Genomic DNA, 14,086 nt, shown 5'->3' on the forward strand with positions numbered 1-14,086 from the left:
GGCCTCCGGCCGCGCCGACCAGACCGGTCACCGCGCCCACTCGGGCGGCCGGGGAAGCGAGGGACACCCACGCGAACACCGAACCGGCACCCATCCCCATCATCACGGCCATCAGGATGAAGTCGACGGCGGCCAGCCCGGAGCCCAGGTCGGGTTTGAAGATCATCCAGACAGCTAGGACTGCTGCGCCGCCGCACGAGATCGCGGTGATGATCCGTGGACCGAACCGGTCCGAGAGCACCCCGCCGATCGGACGAGCGATCACCGCCGCAATCGCGAACCCGGCGGTACGGGCGCCCGCCGACTTCAGATCGGCGATGTCGTAGACGTCGTTCAGGTACGTCGGCAAATACGTGGAGAAGGCGACGAAGCCGCCGAAGGCCGCCGCGTACAGGAAACTCATCTGCCAGGTGATCGGCAGCTTCATCGCGTCGACCAGCTTCGGCAGACCCGGTTCCGCGCTTGGGGTGAACGTCGGCGCATCGCGCATGAACATCCACGTGATGGCCGCCATGACGACCAGCGCCACCGCCATGATGACGTGCGTCGGGAAGTAGCCGAACCACTCGCGGAACCGCGGAGTGAAGAATGCCGACAGTGCGGTGCCGCCCATTCCGGCGCCGAAAACGCCAGTCGCGAAGCCGCGGCGGCTGGGCTGGTACCAGTTGTTCAAGAACGGAATACCGGCGGCGAAGCTGGTGCCCGCGATACCGAGGAAGAACCCGAAGACGATCATCAACGGATACGACTTCATCGAGCCGGCGACCGCCACCAGAATCACGAACGGTGCCGAGATCAGACACAGTCCGGTGAACATGATCCGGCCGCCGTACTTCGGCGTCATCACACCCACCGCGATGCGCCCGAGCGAGCCCACCAGGATCGGTACCGCGATGAGCACCGACTTCTGGGTGGAGTTCAGATCCAGCTGGCCGGGGCTGGCGTAGAAGACGCCGAGCGGCGCGATCAGGTTCCAGGCCCAGAAGGTGAGCATGAAGGCGAAGAAGGCCAGCGTCAGGTTTTTGGTCTGCGCCGATTTCGTGACGCCCGGCGGCAGCGCGGTGGGGTCGAGGGTCGTGGTCATGTGCGGTCCTGTCACTTCCGGTCTTTGGTGCCGATGGGTGCCCACGCGGACGGCACCGGCTGGGCGCCGGGCACCCTACTGACGTCGCGACTGCGGTAGACGATGTAGGGGCGAAACAAGTAGTGCAGTGGTGCGGTGAACATGTGGATCAGGCGGGTGAACGGCACCAGAATGAACAGCGCCATGCCGATCAGCACATGCACATGGAAGCGCGTCGGCGCCGCCTCCATCGCGGTGATGTCCGGCTGCAACAGGAAGATCGACCGGAACCACGGGGACACCGTCTCGCGGTAGTTCACTCCGGGGTCGTGCGGATGAATCATGCCGACGATGGTGATGTAGGTGCCCGCGATGATCGCCGCCACCAACACCAGATACATCAACTTGTCGTTGCGGGTGGTGGCGGCGAAGACCGGCCCCACCGTTCGACGACGATAGATCAGGATCGCCACACCGGCGATGGTCGCGACTGCGGCGATCAGCCCGCCCACCGCCGCGACCCAGTGGTACTGCGTCTCGGTGATGTGGAAGAACTCGGTCCACGATTCGCGGATCAGCAAGCCCATCACGTGCCCGATCACCACGACGAGAATGCCGTAGTGGAAGAGCGGGGAACCGATGCGTAGCAGCTTGGACTCGTACAGCTCCGAGGAGCGCGTCGTCCAGCCGAACTGATCGTACTTGTACCGCCAGATGGTGCCGCCGATCACCGACAGCAATGCGATGTAGGGGATCACGCCCCACAGAAAGACACCCATCGTGCCCTCACCTTCCTCTTCGTGGGGGGCCGTCCTTAAGAACAGCCATCTCGGTGGTGGTGAACAGCGGAAGCAGACGCGGATCGCCGGCGTCCAGGCCGACGCGCTCGGCCGGCGGGGCCGGACGCAGGGCCAGGGCACTCGCCTTGTCGGGCGGAGCATCGCCGGGGAGCGTCGCGCATACCGCGACCAGTGCGTCAGCGTACGGAGAGCCCTTCTCTTGCAAAGCGATCCGGATCAATTCCAGGGACGCGCGGTGCTCGATGAGGAGCGCACGACCGCCGTCCGGGTTCACCCGGGCGGTGAACTCCAGGACCATCGGCAGATAGTCGGTGAGCTCGCCGCGGGTATCGCACAGAAAGTCCGATTCGCGGTACAGCGCCTTGATATCGGCGAGTGCGCTACCGCGCCGGCGGGTATCGCCGTCCGACCAGTACGTCAGGTATAACGTGTGCCTGCGCGACAGATCGAACAGGTCGACGTAGTCGCGGCGCAAGCCGTCGGGGTCGGTGGTCGCTAGATGGTCGACGAGGCGCCGCAAGGCTGTGTTCGACGGTGCCGAGCCAGCCTCGGCGATCGCAGCGTCGAGCAACGGGACCTGGGCGAGCAGGGTGTCGTCGGGGTATTGGAGAGCCAGCGATGCGACTTGGTAGACGACGCGGTGGTCCTTCGCTACACGGTGACCCTTCGACAAGCTCAGGGATCGGGCCGAATCGCTCAGGGATCGGGCCGAATCGCTCAGGGATCGGACTGCGGTGCTCAGGGATCGTGCGGGGGAGCGCATCAGCTGTCTTTCGCGGCGTCGGCCGGCGACGAAACGGGGGAGCCGTTGCCGTCCCAGTTGAGCAGGTTGACCCGATGGCGGAGAGTCTCCGCGTCGGCGGCACGGTCGCTGGTCTGACGCTGTTTGAGAGCTTGGAAAGTTTCCAGGGACACCGGGGTGGGTCGGCCGCTGGACTCGCCGAAGGGGCCGGACTCATACATGCCCGGACCGTCTTCGACATCTAGCGAGCAGCCCAACTCTTCCAAGTTGTGCGCTTGCTCTACGTGCGCCGTGGGGATCACATAGCGGTCCTCGTATTTGGCGATCGCCATCAGGCGATACATCTCGGTGATCGACTCTTCGTCCATGCCGACCGACGCCGGGATCAGCTCGTTGGGCTCCCGGCCGAGGGCCACATCGCGCATATAGCTGCGCATCGCGGCGAGCTTGCGCAAGACGTTGTGAATCACGTCCACATCGCCAGCGCTGAACAGCTCGGCGAGATACTCCATCGGAATGCGCAGCGTGTCGATGGCGCCGAACAGATTGTCGGCGGCCTCGCCGTCGTGCCCCTGCTCGGTCAGCAGGTCGACGATCGGCGAGAGTGGCGGCACGTACCAGACCATCGGCATGGTCCGGTATTCCGGATGCAGCGGCAGCGCGACCTTGTACTTCTTGGCCAGCGCGTACACCGGGGAACGCTGGGCGGCGTTGATCCACTCGTCGGGGATTCCGGCCGCGCGGGCCAGGGCGATGATCTGCGGGTCGTTCGCGTCGAGCATCAGGTCGAGCTGGGCCTGGTAGAGGTCCTGCTCGTTCGGCGTCGCCGCGGCTGCCGTGACGGCATCGGCGTCGTACAGGAAGATCCCGATATAGCGCAGCCGACCCACGCAGGTCTCCGAGCAGACAGTCGGCTGGCCCACCTCGATACGCGGGTAACAGAACGTACATTTCTCGGCTTTGCCGGTGCGGTGGTTGTAGTAGATCTTCTTGTACGGGCAGCCGGTGATGCATTGCCGCCAGCCGCGGCAGCGGTCCTGGTCGACCAGCACGATGCCGTCTTCTTCGCGCTTGTAGATCGCGCCGGAAGGGCACGAGGCCATGCACGACGGATTCAGGCAGTGCTCGCAAATCCGTGGCAGGTAGAACATGAAGGCCTGCTCGAAGGAGAACTTGATTTTGTCCGACGACTCCTGCCGGAGCTTCTGCAGGATCGGGTCCAGTTCTGCCGTCTTTGCGCTACCGCCGAGGTTGTCGTCCCAGTTCGCCGACCAGGTGATCTTCATATCCTCGCCGGTGATCAGCGATTTGGGTCGGGCCACCGGAATGTCGTCGCCGAGCGGCGCGCTGATCAGGTTCTCGTAGTCGTAGGTCCACGGCTCGTAATAGTCCTCGAGAGTGGGCTGGACCGGGCTGGCGAAGATTGTCGCCAGCTTCTGCAGGCGGCCCCCGGTGCGTAGCCGTAACTGGCCGCGGCGGTTGAGATGCCAGCCGCCCTTCCACTGCTCCTGGTCCTCGTACCGGCGCGGGTAGCCCTGGCCGGGGCGGGTTTCGACGTTGTTGAACCACACGTACTCGGTGCCGGCGCGGTTGGTCCACGCCTGCTTACAGGTCACCGAGCACGTATGACAGCCGATGCATTTGTCGAGATTCATCACCATCGCGACCTGTGCCATGACTCGCATCAGTACGTCACCTCCTGGCTGCGCTTGCGGATTGTGGACACGTTGTCGCGCTGGTTGCCGGTCGGCCCGAGATAGTTGAAGGCGTACGAGAGCTGCGCGTATCCGCCGATCAAATGCGACGGCTTCACCAGCACGCGGGTCACCGAGTTGTGGATGCCGCCGCGTTTACCGGTCGCCTCCGACTTGGGGACGTCGATGGTGCGTTCCTGGGCGTGGTGCACATAGGTGACGCCCTCGGGAATGCGGTGCGAGACCACCGCGCGTCCGACAAAGACGCCGTTGTTATTCACACACTCGATCCAGTCGTTGTCGACGACGTCGATCGCGGCCGCATCTTCAGGCGACAACCACGCGGTGGGCCCACCCCTCGAGAGCGACAGCATGAACAAGTTGTCCTGGTACTCCGAGTGGATCGACCACTTGTTGTGCGGAGTGAGGTAGCGGACGACGATCTCTTTGTCGCCATTCGGACCGAGCTTGGGCTCGTTGAACAGTTTGTGCATGTCCAGCGGCGGCCGGTAGATCGGCAGGGCCTCCCCGATATCGAGCATCCAGTCGTGGTCGAGGTAGAAGTGCATGCGGCCGGTGAGGGTGTGAAAAGGCTTGTCCCGCTCCACATTCATGGTGAACGGGGCGTAACGGCGCCCGCCGGTCTCGCTGCCCGACCACTCCGGCGAGGTGATCACCGGCTGCGGTCCCTCTTGGGTCATGGCGAAGGTGATCCGCTTCTCCTCCGACCCGAGCGCCAGATCCACGAACTCCTTGCCGGTGCGCTTCTCGAGCTTCTCGAAACCGTCGACGGCCAACTCTCCGTTCGTGGTGCCGGAGAACATCAAGATCGCCTCGGCCATCTTCACGTCGGTGTCAATGGCAGGGCGGCCGTCGACCACCGAGGTGCCCGATTCGGACATCATGACGCCATTCTTGGCGGCCAGCTTCGGGATCTGCGAGGCGATGTCGAAGGTGACGTCCTTGACGGTGAAGCCGAGGGTATCGGCCAGTGGACCGACAGTGGACAGCTTGTCGGCCAGCGCCGTGTAGTCGCGTTCGACGACGACGAAGTTCGGCAGATTCTTCCCGGGTACGCCGGGCTTGTCGCCGCCCAACCAGTCGTCGACGATGCCGTGCGGCGCGGCCGCCTCGGCGGGGGTGTCGTGCTGGTTCGGCAGCGAGACAATATCGGGCACGGTACCGAGATGTTTGACCGACTGACGCGAAATCTCTTGGGCTAGTAGATGGAACAGGTCGAAGTCGCTCTTGGCCTCCCACGGCGGGTCAATCGCCGGGGTGAAGGCATGCACAAACGGATGCATGTCCGTGGAGCTCAGATCGTGCTTCTCGTACCAGGTGGCCGCCGGTAGCACGATGTCGCTGAGCAGCGTCGTGGAGGTCATGCGGAAGTCCGCCGACAGCAGCAGATCGAGCTTGCCTTCGGGGGCCTGCTCGTGCCATTTCACATCGCGCGGGCGCGGGGTGTCGGGCAGTTCGCTGCCGAGCACGTTGTGCTGGGTGCCGAGCAGGTTCCGCAGGAAGTATTCGTCGCCCTTTGCGGAGCTGCCCAGCAGATTCGAGCGCCACAGCACCAGGGTGCGCGGCCAGTTCTCCGGGGCGTCGACGTCGGAGATCGACGGTTCGATAGATCCGTCGAAGAGCCCCTGTGCCACGAAGGATCCCGGACTGTCCGCGGTGCCCGCGGCGACAGCGGCCTGCGCGTCGGCGGCGACCTGAATCGAGTTGGTCTTGAACTGTGGGAAGAACGGCTGCCACCCCATGCGCGCGGACTGGGCGATCGCGTCGGCGGTGTGCTGGTGGTTCAGGCTGCCCTTGGACAGCGGTGAGGCCAGCGATCCGGTCGAGTAGCCGTCGCTCCGCCACTGGTCGGTGTGCATGTACCAGAACGGGGTGCCGGTCTGCGTGCGCGGCGGGCGCGACCAGTCCAGGGCGTTGGCCAGCGAGATCCAGCCGGTGATCGGCCGGCACTTCTCTTGGCCGACGTAGTGCGCCCAGCCGCCGCCATTGCGGCCCTCGCAGCCGGTGAGCATCAGCAGGGCGAGGATCGCGCGGTAAGTGGTGTCGGCGTGGAACCACTGGCAGATGCCGGCGCCCATGATGATCATCGAGCGGCCACCGGAGTCGAGCGCGTTCTGGGCGAACTCCCGCGCGATGCGGATCGCCGCTTCGGCGGGCACGCTGGTGATCTCTTCTTGCCAGGCCGGCGTGTAGGCGGTGTTGACGTCGTCGTAGCCGGTGGCCCAATCGCCGGGCAGGCCGTCGCGCCCGACACCGTACTGGGCCAGCATCAGGTCGAGCACCGTGGTGTGCAGCTTGCCGTTGATGCGGCGGGCCGGGACGCCGCGGCGCAGGACCGAGCCGGACCCGTCGGGGGCGTCGAACGCAGGCACGCTGATCTCGACGCGCTCGGCGGCCGGGTCGTCGTACAGGCTCAGTCGCGGGACGGTGTCGCCGAGATCGAGGTTCCACTCGCCCTCACCGCTGTCGGAGTAGCGGTGTCCGATGGAGCCGCGCGGGGCGACCAGATCACCGGTCACGTCGTCGATCAGCACCGTCTTCCACACATCGTGGTCGCCGTTGCCCAGCGCCACCTCGTCGGAGGTCAGGAACTTGCCCGGGACCAGGGTGGGTGCGCCCTCATGCTCGTGCTCATCGAGGCCGATGAGATACGGCAGATCGGTGAACTTGCGGACGTACTCGTTGAAGAAGTCCGTCTGCTGATCGACGAAGAATTCTTTGAGCACCACGTGGCCCATCGCCATGGCGAGCGCGGCGTCGGTGCCGGCCTGCGCGGGCAGCCACTCGTCGGCGAACTTGGTGTTGTCGGCGTAGTCGGGGGAGACGGTGACCACCTTGGTGCCGCGGTAGCGGACCTCGGCCATCCAGTGGGCATCCGGGGTGCGGGTGACCGGCACATTGGAGCCCCACATCATCAGGTAGGTGGCATCCCACCAGTCGCCGGACTCGGGGACGTCGGTCTGATCGCCGAAGACCTGCGGGCTGGCCACCGGCAGGTCGGCGTACCAGTCGTAGAACGACGTCATCACGCCGCCGATCAACTGGATGAAGCGGGTGCCGACGCAGTGGCTGACCATCGACATCGCCGGGATCGGGGAGAAGCCGGTGCAGCGGTCGGGGCCGTAGGTCTTGATGGTGTGCACGTGGGCGGCGGCCGCCATCTCGATGGCCTCGTCCCAGCCGACGCGGACCAGGCCGCCCATGCCGCGGGCGCGTTGGTAGGCGCGGCGACGCAGCGGGTCGCCGGTCACATCGGCCCAGGCTTCGACCGGGTCGCCGAGGCGTTTGCGGGCTTCGCGGTACATCTCCAGCAGCACGCCGCGCGCGTACGGATGCCGGACGCGGGTGGGCGAGTAGGTGTACCAGGAGAAGGCGGCGCCGCGGGGGCAGCCGCGCGGCTCGTATTCGGGGCGGTCCGGGCCGACGGACGGATAGTCGGTCTCTTGGGTTTCCCAGGTGATGATCCCGTCTTTGACGTACACCTTCCACGAACACGATCCGGTGCAGTTGACGCCGTGCGTGGAGCGGACGATCTTGTCGTGACTCCAGCGGTTCCGGTAGAAGACGTCGCCCTCGCGGCCGCCGTCGCGGAAGACTGCGCGTTTGTCTGCGGTCTCGTCCCAACGGGTGAAGAATCGACCTACGTCGAGCAGTGCTTGGGCTGCGTCGCCTTGGGTGGTGGGTGTGCCGCTCATGCGATCAACCCTAGGCCGATAAGAAGGCCTATGCCCTATTTAAAGTAAACGCAGTGCATTCAATGGGAAAGGGGCCGGAGAACTCTGGTCCAAAGTCCCTTGACCACCCCGCCACGTTCTGCGGAGGCGTGTCGAAACCACCGCTCAGTCGAGGAAACTCGCAGCTTGATGCTGGGCGCGGTTGGCGGCGGTGCCGCCGTGGACGCCGAAGAGCCGTTTGCGCCAGATCAGCCAGAGCACCGCGGCGACGTTGATGACCAAGGCGAGGACCTTGAACACGGTCACTTTGTCGACCAGTTCGTAGATCTCCAGCGGAATGAATACGCCGGTGACCACCACCGAAAAATACTCGCCCCAGCGTTTGCCCAGCCACAGTCCGGTGGCTTCGATGAGCTCGAGCAACCCGTAGGTGAGGACCGCGATACCGATCCAGGTGACGGCGGTGGGGCTCAGGGCGATGGCTTGCTCGATCAAGCGCAGACTCTTCCAGTCGGCGACGTTCCAGCCGAGCTGAGTGGCGACCGGTTCCAGCCGCGGGACGGCAGCCTGGAACTGCTCGCGCAGGGTCGCACCCTCGGTCTCCTGCAGGCCCAGGATCACCGCGCCGACCACCGTGAGCCCAAGAAAATGGAGAAACCGGTCGAGGGCCAGCAGTCGCATGATGATGGTGTCGCGCAGTAACCCGCCGCGCGCGACCTGCGGTGCCTGCGCCGTCGGCCCACTCGTCGTGGGCTCCCCCAGAATGAAGTCGCCGCACCGTAGGCAGCGCCATGCTGCACCGCTCGAGGTGGCGGTCTGGAGGCGCGCGGCCGCCGCCGGCTCGTCGGGCCGAAAGGTCACGTGCCCGGTGAACCCGCAGGCCAGCAGTTCCCAGTCGATCGTCACCCCCGGCACGCTACCCGCCGGGTACCCCAGTGGTGCGGTGGCCGGTCAGAGGACGCGGCGGTTGGCTTGGTAGATCTTGCCGCCGTGGGCGTGGTATTCGATGAGCGCGACGGAGGGGTCCGTCGGGACGAGCTCCCACAGGAGACGGCCGTCGGGGGCGAAGGAGTGCAGGCGCTGCATCGCTTGGGTGGTGGCGGCGAAGCGGACACCGTCGGTGCCCACCGGGAAGCTGCTGGTTGCGGTGAACTTTCCGCCGACACCGGTGTAACAGTCCAGCCAGTACTGGCCGACCGGCTCTTCGGGTGCAGCGCCGCTGCTGTGCGGCAGGGCGAAGGCGAAGGCGGTGCCGACGCCGCCGCTGTGTCGCCAGACGCTGACCGGGCGCTCCCACAGCATGGTGCCCGTCGCCGGGTTCGCCGCGCCGAGCGCCGCCGCGTTGCGGAGGATCGGGAGCGGGGTCACCGTGTTCAGGGCTGCGTTCTCGTAGGCGATCGGCTTGCGGCCGGCCGCCGTCGACAGTTTCTTGCCGTCGGCGTCGTAAATCACGGCGTCGTCGCCGTCGGCAACGACGAATCCGCCGAGGAACGGCGCCCACGTCGGATCGAGGTCGCCAGAGTCCTTCGACGTGTGGACTATGCGGCCGGTTCGCACCGAGCGGAGGGTGAGGACACCGTCGTCGTCAGTGCCGACGACCGGTGCACCGTGCACGCTGTTGAAGCTGTCCGAATGTATCCCCGGTGCCTGCCAGGCCGGGCGGCCCGCGATATCGAAGGCGTGCAGGCCCTGGTCGTCGTCGACGACAGCTCGGTCACCGGTAACAAACCAGTGTGCCGAGATGCCGGTGATCTGCGGGCGCGAGGCGGTGCCGCGCTCCAGGTCGATGGCCGCGAAGGCCATCTGCCGACTGTCATCGCCGATATAGCTGGCGACCTCGCAGAACAGCACCTGCGTGCCGTCGAAGACTTGGCACCTGCGGGGGAGCTCGCGGGGGAGATCGGGGATCGTGATGCTGGCGACAGTGCGGCCGGACTCGGCGTCGAGGACTGCCAGACGCACGCCGTCGTCGCCCGCCACCCCGCCGAGCGCATACTTCTCGGTGCCGCCGATGATCGCCGCGTTGGTGCCGTCACCGGGCGGCGTCCACGACCACATCGCCTGCCGCGGCGCCGCGTCCAGCGAGGCGAGATTCGGCGACACGAGTTTGCGCTCTAGCGTGGCGGCCTCGGGGGACAGTTCCGTCGGCATGGACGGATCGAACTCGACGAAGGCTTCGCTCGTGTACCGGCCGTCGTCGTGGTCCGTGAGCCAGAGCGCCAGGCCGGTGACGAGGGCAGCCACGACGACCAGTCCGCCGACGATCAGCGGAACGCGCTTGGAGCGCTTCGACTGCGGATCGGGTGTGAACCCTTGGGTGCGCTGAGTGTGGTGGGGTGCCGCCGATGGCGTGGCCTTCGGGGCGGTCAGCGACTGACTCAAGGCGGCGGCGAACTCGCCGCTGGTGGCGTAGCGGTCGGCGGGATTCTTGGCGAGGGCACGGTAGAAGACCTGGTCGACGGTGGGGTGCAGGCCGGGTCGTCGTGCGCTCAGCGCTGGACTGGCGTCCTGCACGTGCGCGAGCACCATGGCGGTGGGCGTGGCCGCGGTGTACGGGCCATGGCCGGTGAGGAGCGCGAAAGCAGTGCAGGCCAGCGAGTACTGGTCGGCGCGGGCGTCGACGGGAAGTGCCTGCAGTTGTTCGGGTGCGGCAAAGGCGACGGTGCCGATCATCGTGCCGGTGCCGGTGAGTTCGCTGACCTCATCGGCGGCCCGCGCGATGCCGAAGTCGGTGAGCAGGGCGCGGCCGTCGCCGGCAAGCAGTACGTTGGCGGGTTTGACGTCGCGGTGGACCAGGCCGCGTCGTGCCGAGGCATCCAGTGCGTCGGCGACCTGGGCGACGACGCGCGCGATCTGATCGATCGGCATCGGACCGCGCTCGATGACGGCGGCCAGGTCGGGGCCGTCGATGTACTCCAGGGCTATCCAGAGGTGGCCGTCGGTCTCGCCGCGGTCGTGGACGCGGACGATGTTCGGGTGCCGCAGCTCGGCCAGCGTGTCGGCTTCGCGCTCGAAGCGAGCACGGAAGTCGGCATTCGCAGCGAGGGACGAATTCAGGATCTTCAGTGCGTCCCGGCGCGGCAGGCGCGGGTGCTGGGCGAGGTAGACCTCGCCCATTCCGCCCGCACCGAGGAGGCGCTCGATGGTGTAGCCGGCGAACTGATCGCCCGAATTCAGCGGAGTCATGGGTGTCGTCCTCAGATCACTCGTCGCGTGCCTTGGTAGACCTTGCCGCCGACGGCAACGAACCGTGCGTCGGTACTCGCGGTCGTGGTCGCTGCGGCGAGGTCCCACAGCTGCTTATTGTCGGGGCCGAACACCCGCAACTGTTCAAAACTGTTGGTGGAGATGGCCAGTCGGGTGCCGTCGGTGCCCAGCGCCTCGGCCATATCGATGCCCGTGGCGGCCGTGCCGGTGCCGCGGTAGCAGTCGACCAGATAGATCGGGTACGCACTGTCGCCACCCCCGACGGTGATGATCACGTGGGTGCCGAAGCCGCCCGCGGAGTAATTCTGGTGGGGTCGACCGATCGGGCGCTGCCACAGCAGGGTTCCCGTCGCCGGATTCACCGCACCGATCGCATCGTCGCGGACGACCATCGGCAGCGATGTCACGTACCCGGGTCGTCGTTGGTAACGCTCGTCGAAGCGGAGAACCTGCCAATCACGGATGGAGCTCGTCTTGCGGCCATTCGCGTCGTAGAACACTGTCTCGGTGCCGTCGGTCACCGCGAATCCGTCGGGCAACGGCGTCCACAAAAGGCTTCCGTTGCCGGCGGAGGCGAGGTCGTTCGCCATGTCTTTGCGGTAGCGGATCGCGCCGTCGGTCACCGAGCGCAACGTCACCACGTCGCCCTCTCGGACCTCGACCACCGGACTGCCGTGCAGCGGCGCCGGCGGATCGACGGTCTCCGGGTAGCTGGCGGCGGCCTCCCAGCGCTTGCGCCCGTCCGCACCGTAGGCCACCACGCCGTCGTCGGAAATGATTACCGCGGTGTCGCCGGTGGTAGCCACTTGACGGCCCGCGGAGGTGATGACCGGTGAGACGGTGCCCGCGAGCAGATCGACCGTCACGTACGTGTAGCCCTCGCGGGAGTTGCTGTCGACCAGGCAGATCGCCGACTCGGAAGCGGTGAATGCCTGGCAGGAGTCCATCGACACGTAGTCGTCGATCGGCACCGGAATCGAATGGCGGGTCTTGCCCGTATCGGCGTCGACGACATGGAGGATGTTCCGGCGAGTGATCTTGTTGTCAGCGAAGTCGCTGCGCGCTTCGCCGAAGACGACGGCCTTCTCGGTGCCGCCGAGAAGCACGAGTCCATCGACCCACTTGTCATGGTCCGGCTTCCAGTCCCACACGGGTGAGCCGGGCTTGTTCGCCAGCGATGGCAGGTTGGGCGACACCGGGATCTGATCCAGCGTTGCGGCTTCCGGGTTGACGCTCGGCGCGGATGCCGCGGCGGTCTTGTCGGTCTTGTCGGTGTTGTCGTTGCTGCTAGGTAGTACCACGATGAGTGCGACGACCAGGATCGCCACGGCGATCAGTGTGCCGAGGATGAGCGGGAGGCGGTGGCGTTTGGTCTTCGGCTGCGGTTGCCGATAGTCGGGGAGGAGGTACTCGGTCGGGGCGCTCGGCGGCAGCCCGGTGGTGCCTGGCGGGTGAGGGGCGGCTGGGGCGTTCCGCGGAACGCTCGGCGTGAGCGCGACGGTCGGGGCTGTGCCGGCCAAGGCCGCGCGCAAGGCTGCGGCGAACTCGGTGCTGGTGGTGAACCGGTCGGCAGGGTTCTTGGCGAGGGCGCGGTAGAAGACGCCGTCGACGGTCGGCGGGAGGGCGGGTCGTCGTGCGGCGGCCGACGGGATCGGGTTGCGGACGTGGGCGAGGATGGCGGCGGTGGCGCTGTGGGCGTGGTACGGCGTGGTACCGGTGAGTAGCGCGAAGGCGGTGCAGGCCAGCGAGTACTGGTCCGAGCGAGGATCGATCGGCAGTGCCTGGAGTTGCTCGGGGGAGGCGTAGGCGACGGTGCCGAGGGTGGTGCCGGTGCCGGTCAACTGGGTGGCGGCCTGGTTCTCGGTGCGAGCGATACCGAAGTCGGTGAGCAGGGCGCGGCCGTCGGCATCGATGAGGATGTTGGCAGGCTTCACATCGCGGTGGACCAGGCCGCGGCGGCCCGCGGCGTCGAGGGCGTCGGCCACCTCGCTGATGATCCGGGCGGACTGCTCCGGTGTCGGCGGGGTGCGGCGGGCGGTGTCGGCGAGGTCGTGGCCCTCGATGTAGTCGTAGGCGATCCAGAGTCGGCCGTCGTACTCGCCCCGGTCGTGGACCTTCACGATGTTGGGGTGGGACAGTCCGGCGACGACGTCGGCTTCGCGTTCGAAGCGACGGCGGAAGGCGTCGTCGTTCGCCAGGCCCTGCGCGAGGACCTTGAGGGCGTCGTTGCGGGGCAGGCGGGGGTGGCGGGCGATGTAGACCTCGCCCATGCCGCCAGCGCCGAGGAGGGCTTCGATGGTGTAGCCGGCGAAGACCTGGCCCGGTTGGAGTGTGCTCACGAGTGCCCCCTGACTAATGTGCCGGGTCAGCGTACCCGAGGGTGGTTTCGACTCGCTTCGGTCGCATGGCCATCGAGGAGGGGCGCTCCGATGGGAGGGGTGGGGCGGGGATTTGGCTCTTGGGCCGTCGACTACCTACACTTGAGCGGTTGCCCGGGTGAACTGTGCCCCCGGGAGCTACAACTTCATACCTTCCCGGTGCTGGCGAAGAGCCAATGGCATCGGTGGGGAAGAACCTTGCACAACTATCCACTTCGTGGAAGGCCCACCGCAGGTCGACGGGGTACACCCGACGATAGGCGCTGTATGGGAACCACTACGAGAAAGGTTGACGGTCAACCATGACCATGACTGACCCGATCGCAGACTTTCTGACTCGTCTGCGTAACGCCAACTCGGCGTACCACGACGAGGTGTCGCTGCCCTCGTCGAAGATCAAGGTGAACATCGCCGAGATCCTCAAGCGTCAGGGCTACATCACCGACTTCCGCGTCGAAGACGCCGAGGTCGGCAAGAAGCTCACCGTAACCCTGAAGTACGGACAGA

9 protein-coding genes are annotated in these 14,086 nt (G+C 66.4%); 1 reads left to right on the forward strand and 8 read right to left on the reverse strand.

What is annotated here, in order from left to right; translation table 11 throughout:
* From WAW85_RS01480 to WAW85_RS01515, 8 genes are all read right to left on the reverse strand, one after another.
* On the reverse strand, positions 1 to 1,084 hold a 1,084-nt coding region (locus WAW85_RS01480), incomplete at its 3' end, for an MFS transporter (RefSeq protein WP_422557890.1).
* An 11-nt stretch (positions 1,085 to 1,095) separates the two neighbouring features.
* Positions 1,096 to 1,842, reverse strand: coding sequence for a respiratory nitrate reductase subunit gamma (gene narI, locus WAW85_RS01485; RefSeq protein WP_422557891.1), 747 nt, complete (start codon positions 1,840 to 1,842; stop codon positions 1,096 to 1,098).
* 7 nt (positions 1,843 to 1,849) lie between these two features.
* Positions 1,850 to 2,626, reverse strand: coding sequence for a nitrate reductase molybdenum cofactor assembly chaperone (gene narJ, locus WAW85_RS01490; protein ID WP_422557892.1), 777 nt, complete (start codon positions 2,624 to 2,626; stop codon positions 1,850 to 1,852).
* A complete protein-coding gene (narH, locus tag WAW85_RS01495; protein ID WP_422557893.1) occupies positions 2,626 to 4,290 on the reverse strand; it encodes a nitrate reductase subunit beta in 1,665 nt (554 codons plus the stop codon). Before narH ends, narJ begins: the two co-directional genes overlap by 1 nt.
* The gene (locus WAW85_RS01500; protein WP_422557894.1) at positions 4,290 to 8,015 is read right to left on the reverse strand and encodes a nitrate reductase subunit alpha; all 3,726 of its coding nucleotides are present in this window, start codon (positions 8,013 to 8,015) and stop codon (positions 4,290 to 4,292) included. Before WAW85_RS01500 ends, narH begins: the two co-directional genes overlap by 1 nt.
* A gap of 144 nt (positions 8,016 to 8,159) precedes the next feature.
* A complete protein-coding gene (locus WAW85_RS01505; protein ID WP_422557895.1) occupies positions 8,160 to 8,900 on the reverse strand; it encodes a DUF2127 domain-containing protein in 741 nt (246 codons plus the stop codon).
* Between the two features lie 45 nt (positions 8,901 to 8,945).
* Entirely contained in the window at positions 8,946 to 11,180 is a 2,235-nt protein-coding gene (locus WAW85_RS01510) for a protein kinase domain-containing protein (RefSeq protein ID WP_422557896.1), read from the reverse strand.
* 11 nt (positions 11,181 to 11,191) lie between these two features.
* Positions 11,192 to 13,540 carry a protein kinase domain-containing protein gene (locus tag WAW85_RS01515; RefSeq protein ID WP_422557897.1) on the reverse strand — a complete coding sequence of 783 codons (2,349 nt, stop codon included), beginning with the start codon at positions 13,538 to 13,540 and terminating at the stop codon, positions 11,192 to 11,194.
* Positions 13,541 to 13,881: 341 nt separating this feature from the next.
* On the opposite strand from WAW85_RS01515, the gene rpsH reads away from it, so the two are divergent.
* On the forward strand, positions 13,882 to 14,086 hold a 205-nt coding region (gene rpsH, locus WAW85_RS01520), incomplete at its 3' end, for a 30S ribosomal protein S8 (protein ID WP_422557898.1).

This window comes from Gordonia sp. (in: high G+C Gram-positive bacteria) (assembly GCF_049299075.1).
Lineage (GTDB): Bacteria > Actinomycetota > Actinomycetes > Mycobacteriales > Mycobacteriaceae > Gordonia.